Annotated in this window: 17 protein-coding genes; 13 read left to right on the top strand and 4 right to left on the bottom strand. The window is 56.4% G+C overall.

Annotation, left to right across the window (positions count from 1 at the left end; all coding sequences use genetic code 11):
• Positions 1-47: 47 nt before the first annotated feature.
• From ACOTXL_RS13790 to ACOTXL_RS13760, 7 genes are all read left to right on the top strand, one after another.
• The gene (locus ACOTXL_RS13790; protein ID WP_006811767.1) at positions 48-374 is read left to right on the top strand and encodes a DUF3561 family protein; all 327 of its coding nucleotides are present in this window, start codon (positions 48-50) and stop codon (positions 372-374) included.
• Positions 375-453: 79 nt separating this feature from the next.
• Positions 454-765, top strand: coding sequence for a cell division protein FtsB (gene ftsB / locus ACOTXL_RS13785; protein WP_003862095.1), 312 nt, complete (start codon positions 454-456; stop codon positions 763-765).
• Between the two features lie 19 nt (positions 766-784).
• Positions 785-1,495 (top strand): 2-C-methyl-D-erythritol 4-phosphate cytidylyltransferase, encoded by a 711-nt coding sequence (ispD, locus tag ACOTXL_RS13780; protein ID WP_022651774.1) that lies wholly within the window; start codon positions 785-787, stop codon positions 1,493-1,495.
• Positions 1,495-1,974, top strand: a complete 480-nt coding sequence (ispF, locus tag ACOTXL_RS13775; RefSeq protein WP_045350954.1) for a 2-C-methyl-D-erythritol 2,4-cyclodiphosphate synthase — start codon at positions 1,495-1,497, stop codon at positions 1,972-1,974. The genes ispD and ispF overlap by 1 nt, the downstream gene beginning before the upstream one ends.
• Complete coding sequence (gene truD / locus ACOTXL_RS13770; protein WP_023323677.1) at positions 1,971-3,020, top strand: tRNA pseudouridine(13) synthase TruD; 1,050 nt, start codon at positions 1,971-1,973, stop codon at positions 3,018-3,020. Before ispF ends, truD begins: the two co-directional genes overlap by 4 nt.
• Positions 3,001-3,762, top strand: coding sequence for a 5'/3'-nucleotidase SurE (surE, locus tag ACOTXL_RS13765; protein WP_017382816.1), 762 nt, complete (start codon positions 3,001-3,003; stop codon positions 3,760-3,762). The genes truD and surE overlap by 20 nt, the downstream gene beginning before the upstream one ends.
• Positions 3,756-4,382 carry a protein-L-isoaspartate(D-aspartate) O-methyltransferase gene (locus ACOTXL_RS13760; protein WP_015571709.1) on the top strand — a complete coding sequence of 209 codons (627 nt, stop codon included), beginning with the start codon at positions 3,756-3,758 and terminating at the stop codon, positions 4,380-4,382. Before surE ends, ACOTXL_RS13760 begins: the two co-directional genes overlap by 7 nt.
• Before the next feature lie 94 nt (positions 4,383-4,476).
• Here ACOTXL_RS13760 and ACOTXL_RS13755 read toward each other — a convergent pair whose 3' ends face one another.
• Positions 4,477-4,626 carry a peptidase gene (locus tag ACOTXL_RS13755; protein WP_225535843.1) on the bottom strand — a complete coding sequence of 50 codons (150 nt, stop codon included), beginning with the start codon at positions 4,624-4,626 and terminating at the stop codon, positions 4,477-4,479.
• Here ACOTXL_RS13755 and nlpD point away from each other — a divergent pair.
• Together nlpD and rpoS are read left to right on the top strand one after the other, a co-directional pair.
• Positions 4,559-5,623 (top strand): murein hydrolase activator NlpD, encoded by a 1,065-nt coding sequence (gene nlpD, locus ACOTXL_RS13750; RefSeq protein WP_225535841.1) that lies wholly within the window; start codon positions 4,559-4,561, stop codon positions 5,621-5,623. The two genes, ACOTXL_RS13755 and nlpD, sit on opposite strands and share 68 nt — an antisense overlap.
• Positions 5,624-5,682: 59 nt before the next feature.
• A complete protein-coding gene (rpoS, locus tag ACOTXL_RS13745) occupies positions 5,683-6,675 on the top strand; it encodes an RNA polymerase sigma factor RpoS (RefSeq protein ID WP_013098493.1) in 993 nt (330 codons plus the stop codon).
• 50 nt (positions 6,676-6,725) lie between these two features.
• Here rpoS and ACOTXL_RS13740 read toward each other — a convergent pair whose 3' ends face one another.
• Positions 6,726-7,103: a DUF4440 domain-containing protein gene (locus ACOTXL_RS13740; RefSeq protein WP_022651771.1), complete on the bottom strand. Its 378-nt coding sequence runs from the start codon at positions 7,101-7,103 to the stop codon at positions 6,726-6,728.
• Positions 7,100-8,302, bottom strand: coding sequence for an MFS transporter (locus ACOTXL_RS13735; protein ID WP_045350952.1), 1,203 nt, complete (start codon positions 8,300-8,302; stop codon positions 7,100-7,102). Before ACOTXL_RS13735 ends, ACOTXL_RS13740 begins: the two co-directional genes overlap by 4 nt.
• A gap of 109 nt (positions 8,303-8,411) precedes the next feature.
• On the opposite strand from ACOTXL_RS13735, the gene ACOTXL_RS13730 reads away from it, so the two are divergent.
• Positions 8,412-9,299 (top strand): LysR family transcriptional regulator, encoded by an 888-nt coding sequence (locus ACOTXL_RS13730; RefSeq protein WP_003862107.1) that lies wholly within the window; start codon positions 8,412-8,414, stop codon positions 9,297-9,299.
• On the opposite strand, the gene ACOTXL_RS13725 is transcribed toward ACOTXL_RS13730, so the two are convergent.
• Entirely contained in the window at positions 9,296-9,703 is a 408-nt protein-coding gene (locus tag ACOTXL_RS13725; RefSeq protein ID WP_022651767.1) for a MarR family winged helix-turn-helix transcriptional regulator, read from the bottom strand. The genes ACOTXL_RS13730 and ACOTXL_RS13725 overlap by 4 nt on opposite strands.
• A 173-nt stretch (positions 9,704-9,876) precedes the next feature.
• On the opposite strand from ACOTXL_RS13725, the gene ACOTXL_RS13720 reads away from it, so the two are divergent.
• The 3 genes from ACOTXL_RS13720 to ACOTXL_RS13710 are packed head-to-tail and all read left to right on the top strand — an operon-like array spanning position 9,877 to position 12,128.
• A complete protein-coding gene (locus ACOTXL_RS13720) occupies positions 9,877-10,479 on the top strand; it encodes a non-oxidative hydroxyarylic acid decarboxylases subunit B (RefSeq protein ID WP_003862111.1) in 603 nt (200 codons plus the stop codon).
• On the top strand, positions 10,469-11,896 hold the full coding sequence (locus ACOTXL_RS13715; RefSeq protein ID WP_023314736.1) for a non-oxidative hydroxyarylic acid decarboxylases subunit C: 1,428 nt from the start codon (positions 10,469-10,471) through the stop codon (positions 11,894-11,896). Before ACOTXL_RS13720 ends, ACOTXL_RS13715 begins: the two co-directional genes overlap by 11 nt.
• Before the next feature lie 10 nt (positions 11,897-11,906).
• Complete coding sequence (locus tag ACOTXL_RS13710) at positions 11,907-12,128, top strand: non-oxidative hydroxyarylic acid decarboxylases subunit D (protein ID WP_003862116.1); 222 nt, start codon at positions 11,907-11,909, stop codon at positions 12,126-12,128.
• Positions 12,129-12,130 lie beyond the last annotated feature (2 nt).

Raw genomic sequence — 12,130 nt, 5'->3', positions numbered from 1 at the left:
TCGGGAGCTGTCTTCCCGAGCGATGAGTCACGGTCACAGGATTAGCTATGCGCAACAGTGAAAACTACATGATTACCACCGGGTCGGAACCGTTAACGACCGACGACGAGACGACCTGGTCCTTCCCTGGGGCGATAGTCGGCTTCGTATCGTGGCTACTGGCGCTGGGTATCCCGTTTTTGATCTACGGTGGTAACACCCTCTTTTTCTTCCTCTATACCTGGCCTTTCTTTTTAGCGCTGATGCCCGTTGCGGTGGTTGTGGGCGTGGCGCTGCACTCCCTTTTCAACGGCAAGCTTCTGTATAGTACGCTCATCACTATCGCCACCGTTGTGGTCATCTTTGGCCTGCTGTTTTTATGGCTGATGGGCTAACTTACGGCATAATTAGAACCCCGCAGTAGAGTCCAGCGGAAAGTTATGGGATGATGATGCCGTTTTTTCAGGGGGCAGGATGGGTAAACTAACGCTGCTGTTGCTGGCTTTGCTGGTCTGGCTGCAATATTCGCTGTGGTTCGGCAAAAACGGACTGCACGACTACAGCCGGGTGAGCGATGACGTCGCGGCACAGCAGGCGACAAACGCCAAACTTAAAGCGCGTAACGATCAACTTTTTGCTGAAATTGATGACCTCAATGGCGGCCAGGAGGCGATTGAGGAGCGCGCACGCAATGAACTCAGTATGACTAAGCCGGGCGAAACGTTTTATCGCCTGGTTCCGGATGCGTCTAAACGCAATCAGGGCTCCGCACAAAACAATCGATAATCAGGCCCAGGATTACGACATGGCAGCAACTTTTTCGGACGTCTGTGCCGTGGTGCCGGCCGCAGGTTTTGGCCGGCGCATGCAGACAGAATGTCCTAAGCAGTACCTCTCAATTGGCGATAAAACGATCCTCGAGCACGCCGTGGCGGCGCTGCTGGCGCATTCTCGGGTGAAACGCGTTGTTATTGCCATCAGCCCCGGCGATGCACGTTTTGCTCAGCTCCCGCTGGCGAATCACCCTCAGATTACCGTCGTTGACGGCGGCGCAGAGCGGGCTGACTCCGTTCTGGCGGGCATTCAGGCTGCCGGGAACGCGCAGTGGGTGCTGGTGCACGATGCCGCGCGTCCCTGTCTGCATCACGACGATCTGTCACGTCTGCTGGCTCTGAGTGAAACCAGTAACGTGGGCGGCATTCTGGCCGCCCCGGTGCGTGACACCATGAAGCGTGCCGAACCGGGTAAACCGGCGATTGCCCACACCGTCGAGCGCGTCGATCTATGGCACGCGCTGACGCCACAATTTTTTCCCCGCGAATTACTCCACGACTGCTTAACGCGTGCGCTTAAAGAAGGTGCGACCATTACGGACGAAGCCTCGGCGCTGGAGTATTGCGGTTTCCACCCCACGCTTGTTGAAGGGCGCGCTGATAATATAAAAGTGACGCGCCCGGAAGACTTACAGCTCGCGGAATTTTATCTTACCCGTACGACCCCTCAGGAGAAGGCATAATGCGTATTGGACACGGTTTTGATGTACACGCCTTTGGCGGCGTTGGCCCAATTATCATTGGCGGCGTGCGCATTCCATACGAAAAAGGTCTGCTGGCGCATTCTGATGGCGACGTGGCGCTGCATGCGCTGACCGACGCGCTGCTGGGTGCCGCCGCGCTGGGCGACATTGGCAAACTGTTCCCGGACACCGATCCTGCTTTTAAAGGCGCAGACAGCCGTGAACTGCTGCGCGAAGCCTGGCGTCATATTCAGGCCAAAGGCTACACCCTTGGCAACGTTGATGTGACGATCATTGCTCAGGCACCGAAGATGCTGCCGCACATCCCTCAGATGCGTGTGTTTATCGCTGAAGATCTGGGCTGCCATATGGACGACGTCAACGTCAAAGCGACCACCACGGAGAAGCTGGGCTTTACCGGTCGTGGCGAAGGCATTGCCTGTGAAGCCGTGGCGCTGCTGGTGAAGGCGGCCAAATGACGGATTTCGACAACCTGACGTATCTGCACGGTGAACCGCAGGGCAAGGGGCTGCTGAAAGCCAACCCTGAAGATTTCGTGGTAGTGGAAGATCTCGGTTTTGAGCCGGACGGCGAAGGCGAGCACATCCTGGTGCGCATTCTGAAAAACGGCTGCAACACCCGCTTCGTGGCGGACGCGCTGGCAAAATTCCTCAATATTCACGCCCGCGAAGTGAGCTTTGCCGGTCAAAAAGATAAACATGCCGTGACCGAACAGTGGCTTTGCGCCCGCGTGCCCGGCAACGGCATGCCCGATTTAAGCAAATTTGAGCTTGAGGGCTGTAAGGTACTGGAGTACGCCCGCCATAAACGCAAATTGCGTCTGGGAGCGTTAAAAGGCAATGCCTTTACTCTGGTGTTGCGCGAAGTGACCGAACGCGAAGACGTTGAAAAACGCCTGAAGGCCATTAACGAACGCGGCGTGCCAAACTATTTCGGCGCACAGCGCTTTGGCATTGGTGGCAGCAACCTGCTGGGTGCGCTGCGCTGGGCGCAAAGCGGTGCACCGGTGCGCGATCGTAATAAACGCAGTTTTTGGTTGTCGGCGGCCCGCAGTGCGTTGTTTAATCAGATTGTGAGCGAACGGCTGAAAAAACCGGACGCGAATCAAGTTGTTGTCGGCGATGCGCTACAATTAGCGGGACGCGGAAGCTGGTTTGTGGCAACGGCCGATGAGATGGCCGATGTCCAGTCGCGCGTGGACGCTAAAACGCTGATGATTACCGCCGCCTTGCCGGGTTCAGGCGACTGGGGAACCCAGGGCGAGGCGCTGGCCGCTGAGCAGTCAGCGGTGGCGGATGCGCCAGAATTACAATCGTTGCTGGTGCGGGAAAAGGTCGAGGCGGCGCGCCGTGCGATGCTCCTCTACCCGCAACAGCTGAGCTGGAACTGGTGGGATGACGTAACCGTCGAGTTACGCTTCTGGCTGCCGGCAGGTAGCTTTGCCACCAGTGTTGTCAGGGAACTTATCAACACGTCGGGTGATTATGCGAATATTGCTGAGTAACGATGACGGGATCCATGCGCCAGGTATTCAGACGCTGGCGAAACACCTCCGCGAATTTGCGGATGTGCAGGTCGTGGCTCCCGATCGTAACCGCAGTGGCGCGTCTAACTCATTGACGCTGGAGTCTTCACTTCGCACCTTTACCTTTGAGAATGGCGATATTGCCGTCCAGATGGGGACGCCGACCGACTGCGTGTTTCTGGGCGTAAATGCGCTGATGCGCCCTCGGCCGGATGTTGTGGTCTCCGGCATCAATGCCGGACCAAATCTTGGCGATGATGTGATTTACTCCGGCACCGTGGCCGCGGCGATGGAAGGGCGTCACCTGGGTTTCCCGGCGCTGGCGGTCTCGTTAAACGGCCACACCCACTATGACACTGCCGCCGCGGTGACCTGCTCCATTCTCCGTGCGCTTGGCCGCGAGCCACTGCGTACCGGACGTATCCTTAATATTAACGTGCCGGATCTCCCACTGGACGAGATTAAAGGGATCCGCGTGACGCGCTGCGGCAGTCGCCACCCGGCCGATCAGGTTATTCCCCAGCAGGATCCGCGTGGCAATACCCTGTACTGGATCGGCCCGCCGGGAGATAAATGCGATGCCGGGCCAGACACCGACTTCGCTGCGGTGGATGAGGGTTACGTTTCCGTAACGCCGTTGCACGTAGATTTAACCGCTTATAGCGCGCATGATGTGGTGTCGGACTGGTTAGATCGGGTCGGAGTGAACGCGCAATGGTAAGTAAACGTGTACAAACTCTTCTGGAACAATTACGCGCACAGGGGATTGCCAACGAGCAGGTGCTGGATGCGCTTGCCCAGGTTCCCCGTGAGAAGTTTGTAGATGAGGCGTTTGAACACAAAGCGTGGGAAAACGTGGCGCTGCCCATCGGGCAAGGCCAGACGATTTCGCAGCCCTACATGGTGGCGCGTATGACGGAGCTTCTGGAGTTAACGCCAGACTCCCGGGTGCTGGAAATTGGCACCGGTTCAGGGTATCAGACCGCGATCCTGGCCCACCTTGTGCACCATGTCTGTTCCGTGGAACGGATTAAAGGGTTGCAGTGGCAGGCGCGCCGTCGCCTGAAACAGCTTGATTTACATAATGTATCGACACGCCACGGCGATGGATGGCAGGGTTGGCAGGCTCGCGCCCCGTTTGACGCCATCATTGTCACGGCAGCGCCACCTGAAATCCCCGCTGCACTTCTCTCGCAGCTGGACGAGGGCGGCATTCTTGTTTTGCCCGTCGGCGATGAGCAGCAGCTTTTAAAGCGCGTTCGTCGACGCGGCGGCGAGTTTATTATCGATACCGTGGAAGCCGTACGCTTTGTGCCCCTGGTTAAGGGCGAGCTGGCCTGAGACTCGGATTTTTCCAGGGTTATTAAGGCAAATTCAGCGTATGGTGTGGCGCGATAGGTTCGTGCCATCACGGTTATTTTTAAGTCACTGGTAGTTAACACATTCCTGGGGGATAAATGAGCGCGGGAAGCCCAAAATTCACCATCAGCCGTGTTGCGGCATTATCACTGGTTTCGCTGTGGCTGGCAGGCTGTACAAGTTCAAATAACGCGCCTGCGCCCGTCAGTTCCGTTAATGGAACCAGCGGCTCGGGTAACACGTCCAGCGGAATGTTGATCACCCCTCCGCCTAAAATGGGCACCTCAACGGCGCAGCAAACGCCGCAGATCCAGCCGGTTCAGCGTCCAGTTACGCAGCCTACGCAGATACAGCCAGTGGAACAGCCTGTTCAGACTGAAAATGGCCGCATAGTGTATAACCGTAAGTATGGGAACATTCCGAAAGGTAGCTATACCGGCGGCAGCACCTATACCGTGAAGCGCGGCGATACGCTGTTCTATATTGCCTGGATCACCGGGAACGATTTCCGCGATCTGGCACAGCGAAACAACGTCCAGGCCCCGTATGCTCTGGAAGTCGGGCAAACGCTTCAGGTTGGCAACGCGACGGGGACACCGCTTACGCCAGGCAACACCGTTTCAGCAGCCGACATAACTGCGCAAAATAACAGCGTCACCCCTGCACAAAAAACCACCACGGTGGTTGCTTCACAACCTGTAATTACGTATTCTGAGGATTCAGGTGATCAGAGTGCTAACAAAATGTTGCCGAATAATAAAGGTACTGCGACTGTTGTCACAGCACCGACTACGGCACCTGTGGTTAGCTCTACTGTACCGACTGCAAGCAGTCAGAATGCCAGCTCGTCAATTACCACCTGGCGTTGGCCAACTGACGGCAAGATCATCGAGAACTTCGCTACCTCTGAGGGGGGCAACAAAGGGATCGATATCGCAGGCAGTAAAGGACAGGCAATCATCGCGACCGCAGACGGACGCGTTGTCTATGCCGGTAACGCACTGCGCGGTTACGGTAATCTTATTATCATCAAACATAATGATGATTACCTGAGTGCCTACGCCCATAACGACACAATGCTGGTCCGGGAACAACAAGAAGTTAAGGCGGGGCAAAAAATCGCTACCATGGGTAGCACCGGAACCAGTTCTACACGCTTGCATTTTGAAATTCGTTACAAGGGGAAATCCGTAAACCCGCTGCAATATTTACCGCAGCGATAAATTGACGGGGCATGCCAGCCAGGGTGTCTCGTCCAGGGATCACGGGTAGGAGCCACCTTATGAGTCAGAATACGCTGAAAGTTCATGATTTAAATGAAGACGCGGAATTTGATGAGAACGGAGCAGAGGCTTTTGACGAAAAAGCCTTAGTAGAAGAGGAACCCAGTGATAACGATTTGGCTGAAGAAGAGCTGTTATCGCAGGGTGCCACACAGCGTGTGCTGGACGCGACTCAGCTTTACCTTGGGGAGATTGGTTACTCCCCACTGCTAACGGCCGAAGAAGAAGTCTATTTCGCACGTCGTGCTTTGCGTGGTGATGTTGCCTCGCGTCGTCGCATGATCGAAAGTAACCTGCGACTGGTCGTGAAAATTGCCCGCCGTTACGGCAATCGTGGTCTGGCTCTGCTGGATCTGATTGAAGAGGGCAACTTAGGTCTCATCCGCGCAGTTGAGAAGTTTGACCCGGAACGCGGGTTCCGTTTCTCAACCTACGCGACCTGGTGGATTCGTCAGACCATCGAACGGGCTATTATGAACCAGACTCGTACGATTCGACTGCCGATCCACATCGTCAAAGAGTTGAATGTTTATCTGCGTACCGCGCGCGAGTTGTCCCATAAACTGGACCACGAGCCAAGTGCGGAAGAGATCGCAGAGCAACTCGACAAACCGGTTGATGACGTAAGCCGTATGCTGCGTCTCAACGAGCGCATTACCTCGGTTGACACCCCGCTGGGTGGCGACTCCGAAAAAGCGCTGCTGGACATCCTGGCCGATGAAAAAGACAACGGCCCGGAAGACACCACGCAGGACGATGACATGAAACAGAGCATCGTCAAATGGCTGTTCGAACTGAACGCCAAACAGCGTGAGGTGCTGGCACGTCGTTTCGGTTTACTGGGGTATGAAGCTGCGACACTGGAAGATGTCGGCCGTGAGATTGGCCTGACCCGTGAACGTGTTCGTCAGATTCAGGTTGAAGGCCTACGCCGCCTGCGTGAAATCCTGCAAGGGCAAGGTCTGAATATCGAAGCGCTGTTCCGCGAGTAAGCAACCATTCGTCAGAAAAGGCCCGTCGTGAGACGGGCCTTTTTTATGCCTTACGGCTGCGCCGTTTCGTGCAGCAAACGCCAGGTGATGTTATCCCCTTCCTGATTAAGCACCGCGGTTGACCAGCGCACGTTGACGGGCTGGCCTGGCCGGGTTTGCGTCTCCCGGTAATGGAGCACCGCGCCGTTGTCCCATGTCTGAAGCGTTGTTAACGCGTCAATACCGATCCTGAGCCCGGGTCGGGTTCCCCGCTGCGCATATAAAAATTGGGCAAGCGCGTGATGATCTAACGGGTTGCCACTCGGTGGAACCATCAGAAAATCCGGACGGAAACGGGCGAGCAGGGCGTCCCGATTGCCTTCGCCTGCACCTAACCAGTTTTCAAGGGCGACGTGAATGTCGAGGATCTCTTGTTCGAAATGGGTCATGATTGCTCCTGTTGCAGTTGCGCAAGTAACTGCGTGTTGTTAAGACGGTAGACGTACAGTACGGGCAGTAGAGTGATGACTGCGGCAAAAACAAACATCCCGTGCCAGGCTGCTAGCTGCGAGAGATAAGCCTGCATGAAGCTCAGCGCCTGCGCCAGCAGCAGGGCACCCGCAAAAAAGCTCAACTGACGATTCAGATTCCATAGCGCGCTGGCATCAGGCATATTTTCCGGTCGCATCGTCATAAACGCGCTGCTCTGAGCCGTACTGCTGCAAAGGCTTCCCCCCGCGCCCATCAGCGCAAACGCAACGGCAGGTAGCAGCATTGCCGGGCCGACGTTAACTAAAAGCAGAATGCCCGTCGCCTGCAAAAGGCAACCGATGACCACCAGCGGCCGGGGGCCGATACGGTTGAAATAGCGTCCTGTCGCGGTGATAGCCAAAAACGAAGCCACAGACCACGGCAGCATAAGCATGCCCGTTGCGGCGGGTGTCATATTGGCCTCGCTCTGGAGGTAATACATGCCCGTTACGTTCACGCCGATAAAAATGCCGGGTACGCACACATAGATAAGCATGGATAAGCGCAACAGCGGATCCGTCAGCAAAGACAGGTTTACTGTCCTGGTGGGGGTTATCGGCGACGGTTCTGTTTTAAGCCACGCGCAGGCCAAAGCAAAGGTGACAATGACGACGGGCAGGGTGGCAAAAAATATCCAGCGCCAGCTGAATGTCTGAACCAGCATACCGCCCACAGCCGGTGAGCACGCGGGGGCAAGCAGTGCGACCAGCATCACCGCCGAGGAGAGTCTGGCCCGCTCATGAGGCTTAAACTGTTGCCAGGTCAGCGCCTGACCAACCGGGATCAGTAACCCCCCTCCGGCGCCCTGCACGACTCGCCAGGCAATCAGACTTTCCAGCGAAGATGAGAGACCCGCCGCAACGGAGGCCGCGCTAAAGAGAAGCAGTGAGAGCAGGATAACGCGCTTCGGCCCGACGCGGCGCATCAGGATACTGCTGAAAGGGATGACTAGCGTCAGCCCGGCAATGTATCCGTTACTTACCCAGGCAAGCGCGGAAGGTGTGGTATTGAAAGCGCGAGCCATCGCCGGAAAGGCGACGCTGGCAATAAACATGTTTATCAAATCAAGGAAAAAGCCGAGCAGAAAGACGACGGCGATTTTGCTGCGATACGTCATGGAAGTTCCTCCGGTGAGGTGGCGTATCGTATCGGCCCGCACGTTACGGATAAACGCGACAAAGCACGATATACTGTCAACATTATTTTGACAGTTAACCAGGCAAGCGATGCTTAATTTACAGCGTACGGCAATGTTTATCGCCGTAGCGGACACCGGCAGTTTCACCGCCGCGGCGGAGGCGATGGGGCTGACAAAAGCGGTGGTCAGCTTTCATATTCGTCAGCTTGAAGAGGAGCTGGGCGTCACCCTGTTGCTGCGAACCACCCGACGCCTGACGCTGACCGAGGCGGGGAAGCTCTTTCATCAACGAAGCGTGATGCTGTTACGGGATGCAGAGCGATTGCAGGATGACGTTCGCGCCAACCACGCCGGGCTGACGGGAGAACTGCGGATCACCACCACGCCCGAATATGGCTCGCAGGTGGTGGTGCCTTTGCTGGCTGAATTTAGCCAGTTGCACCCGGACCTTCGCGTGCGGCATGTCTCGTCCTCTTTGCATGCCGATCTTATCGCCGAGCGCTTCGATGTCGCTATCCGGCTCGGCACGCTTGCAGATTCGCGCTACCACGCCGCGTTGATGACCTCCTTCACCATCCTGCCCGTGGCAACGCCAGGCTGGCTGGCAAACCATCCGGTTGACTCGCTGGAACAACTGGCGGAAGCGGACTGGATCATTCACGAGCGTTTAACGTCGCCGCTGCGCTGGCAGGTGAGAGGTGTTGATGGACATCCGGTTTCCTTTGAGATCAAGAAAGCGCCGCGCCTGTATGCAGACAGCGCCCAGGCGCTGATGGCTTTTGCCCTCGCGGGATGTGGAGTGGCGCTGCTGCCGGAGTGGCTGGTGCGTAACGCACTGGATGCGGGGGAACTGGTCTCGCTGTTACCGGCATACACGTTTGCTCAGCAGGGCATCTATGCCGTTTATCCCGATGCCCGGCATGTGCCCGCGAAAGTGCGAACATTTATTGATTTTATGCGCGTCAGGGTGACTTAACCCTGCATCATTTTTTTAATGAGCGCTGAAAATTGCTCTCGTTCCGCGCCGTTAAGGCGCCCCAGAAATGCCTCATCCACCTCATTTCCAATCGGTTTACTGCTCTCAAGCAGGGCCTCTCCTTCGGCAGTCAGAAAGACAAACCGACGGCGTTTGTCTGCCGGATCGTGCTCGCGCCTGACCAGGCCGCGTGCTTCCATGCGGCTCAGCATTTCTGCCAGCGTCGCTTTGGTGCTCACCGCGACTTCAGTCAGGGCAACCTGCTCAATACCAGGATTTTCAGCAATTGACCGCATCACCGCATATTGTGGCTTGGTCAGTTCAGGCAATGCGTGCTGCCACTGGGCGGTATGCTGTTGAAAAAGCTGACGTAGCAGGTGGAAAGCTTCTTGTCTTAACTCCATGGACACTCCGACGGAAAAATACTCCCTCTATGATAGCCGCTCTTGGGCTGAATTTTAACGCGAGAGTTTTTTAGCGATTAGTGTGATCGTATGCGAACGATCTTGTCAGCAGCAGGATCAAGGCGTAGTTTAATTAACATGTTCGTATACGAACAAATTAATTGAGGTGCTGAATGAGATTGATTGTGGGAATGACGGGCGCGACGGGTGCGCCATTAGGCGTGGCGTTGTTACAGGCGCTGCGGGAAATGCCGGAGGTGGAAACGCACCTGGTGATGTCGAAGTGGGCAAAAACCACCATTGAGCTGGAAACGCCCTTCACTGCGCATGACGTTGCTGCACTGGCGGATGTCGTCCATAGCCCGGCCGATCAGGCTGCCACCATCTCCTCCGGCTCGTTTCGCACCGACGGCATGATCGTCATCCCGTGCAGCATGAAAACGCTGGCGGGTATCCGCGCGGGCTACGCCGAAGGGCTGGTAGGGCGTGCGGCAGACGTAGTGTTGAAAGAGGGGCGCAAGCTGGTGCTGGTTCCCCGTGAGACGCCGCTCAGCACCATCCATCTCGAGAACATGCTTGCTCTTTCCCGTATGGGCGTGGCGATGGTGCCGCCTATGCCTGCGTACTACAACCACCCGCAAACCGCCGATGACATTACCCAGCATATCGTGACCCGTGTTCTCGACCAGTTTGGTCTGGAGCATAAAAAAGCCCGACGCTGGGAAGGTTTGCAGGCAGCGAAACATTTTTCACAGGAGAATAAAGATGGCATTTGATGATTTGAGAAGCTTCTTGCAGGCGCTCGATGAGCAAGGGCAACTGCTGAAAATTGAGGAAGAGGTTAACGCCGAGCCGGATCTGGCGGCGGCCGCCAACGCGACCGGACGCATCGGTGACGGTGCGCCTGCGCTGTGGTTCGATAATATTCGCGGCTTCACCGATGCCCGTGTGGTGATGAACACTATCGGCTCGTGGCAAAACCATGCTATTTCGATGGGGCTGCCAGCGAATACCCCGGTGAAAAAACAGATCGACGAGTTTATTCGTCGCTGGGACAAATTCCCCGTCTCGCCAGAGCGTCGTGCAAATCCGGCCTGGGCGCAGAACACGGTGGACGGGGAAGACATCAACCTGTTCGACATTCTGCCGCTGTTCCGCCTGAACGACGGTGACGGAGGCTTTTATCTCGATAAAGCGTGCGTTGTCTCCCGCGATCCGCTCGACCCCGATCACTTCGGCAAACAGAACGTCGGGATCTACCGTATGGAAGTGAAGGGCAAGCGTAAGCTCGGCCTGCAACCGGTGCCGATGCATGATATCGCGCTGCATCTGCATAAGGCAGAAGAGCGCGGCGAAGACCTGCCTATTGCCATTACGCTGGGTAACGATCCGATCATCACCCTGATGGGCGCCACGCCGCTGAAATACGATCAATCCGAGTATGAGATGGCCGGTGCGCTACGCGAAAGCCCGTATCCGATTGCGACGGCTCCGCTGACCGGTTTCGATGTGCCGTGGGGGTCGGAAGTGATCCTCGAAGGGGTGATTGAAGGCCGGAAACGTGAAATTGAAGGGCCATTCGGTGAGTTTACCGGACACTACTCCGGCGGGCGCAACATGACGGTCGTACGCATTGATAAAGTCTCTTACCGCACCAAACCCATTTTCGAATCCCTTTACCTCGGCATGCCGTGGACCGAGATTGATTATCTGATGGGGCCCGCCACCTGCGTACCGCTCTATCAGCAGCTAAAGTCGGAATTCCCGGAAGTGCAGGCGGTAAACGCCATGTACACCCACGGTCTGCTGGCGATTATCTCCACTAAAAAGCGTTACGGCGGTTTTGCCCGCGCGGTCGGCCTCCGCGCCATGACCACGCCACACGGTCTGGGTTACGTGAAAATGGTGATTATGGTGGATGAAGACGTCGATCCGTTTAACCTGCCGCAGGTGATGTGGGCGCTGTCATCAAAGGTCAATCCGGCAGGCGATCTGGTGCAGCTACCGAATATGTCTGTGCTCGAGCTTGACCCCGGCTCCAGCCCGGCGGGGATCACTGACAAGCTGATCATTGATGCCACCACCCCGGTTGCCCCGGACAACCGTGGTCACTACAGCCAGCCGGTACAGGATCTCCCTGAAACCAAAGCCTGGGCCGAAAAACTGACCGCGATGCTGGCGGCACGTCAATAAGGAGGAAAAAATGATTTGTCCACGTTGTGCCGATGAACATATTGAAGTGATGGCAACATCACCGGTGAAAGGTGTCTGGACGGTATATCAGTGTCAGCACTGTCTGTATACCTGGCGCGATACCGAACCGCTGCGCCGTACCAGCCGCGAGCATTACCCGGAAGCGTTCCGCATGACCCAGAAGGATATTGATGAAGCACCGCAGGTGCCGACGATCCCGCCGCTGCTGTAAAA

Origin of the sequence: Enterobacter cloacae complex sp. IR5402 (assembly GCF_049238125.1) — a bacterium.
Lineage (GTDB): Bacteria > Pseudomonadota > Gammaproteobacteria > Enterobacterales > Enterobacteriaceae > Enterobacter > Enterobacter hormaechei_C.
Note: the sequence above shows the minus strand (reverse complement) of the source record. Positions and strands in the feature narration are given on the sequence as shown.